1 protein-coding gene is annotated in these 1,013 nt (G+C 46.8%); it reads left to right on the top strand.

Features of this window, described 5'->3' with window-relative positions:
- Positions 1–1,013, top strand: a 1,013-nt coding sequence (locus tag R7Q48_RS24995; protein ID WP_318132815.1) for an AI-2E family transporter, incomplete at both ends; no start/stop codon positions are given.

Here is a 1,013-nt window from a genome sequence, read left to right as displayed (position 1 = left end):
AGATCCCCACGCAGTAAGCCTTGTCGCCATTTTGCTGTTTGGTTTTATCACCATTTACTTCTTTGGGCATTTGATTGCGCCATTGCTGGTGGCGATCGTATTAGCATATCTCCTAGAATGGCCAGTGGTTAAATTGTCTCGTATGGGTGTGCCTCGCACCTTATCAGTGATTATTGTTCTGCTGATTTTTATCAGCATCATGTTGATTGCCTTATTTGGTTTGGTTCCGACGATCTGGACTCAGGTTGGCAACTTAATCAACGATATTCCGAACATGTATAACGGGCTGCAAAAGTTCATCATGACGTTGCCTGAGCGCCATCCGGAATTGGCGAACCTACAAATTGTAGAAACCGTCGTGACCAACGCGAAAAACCAAGCACTAGGTTTGGGTGAAAGCGTGGTAAAAGGCTCACTTGCATCGTTAGTTAGTATTGCCACATTGGCGGTGTATTTGATTTTGGTGCCGCTGCTGATTTTCTTCCTACTTAAAGACAAAGAAGAAATGCTTAGAATGGCGAGCGGCATTTTGCCGAAAAACCGTAAGCTAGCGAACAAAGTGTGGCACGAGATGAACGAGCAAATCTCGAACTACATTCGCGGGAAAGTGCTGGAAATCTTGATTGTTGGTGGCGTGAGCTACGTAACATTCGCGATTCTAGACCTACGTTACTCCGCGCTCTTGGCCGTTGCTGTAGGTTTTTCTGTATTGATTCCATATATTGGTGCAGCAGCGGTAACCGTACCGGTTGCGATTGTTGGTTTGTTCCAATGGGGCATGACGCCACAATTCTACTGGTTGTTGCTGGCTTACGGCATCATCCAAGCGCTAGATGGTAATGTGCTTGTGCCAGTTCTATTTTCAGAAGCGGTTAACCTTCACCCGGTTGCGATTATTGTTGCGGTACTGGTGTTTGGCGGTTTGTGGGGATTCTGGGGAGTCTTCTTTGCGATCCCATTAGCGACGTTAGTGAAAGCCGTTTGGAATGCGCTACCAAGCACCGAAGAAAGCG

Source organism: Vibrio sp. 378, assembly GCF_033339435.1.
This window is presented reverse-complemented; position numbering and strand designations above follow the sequence as displayed.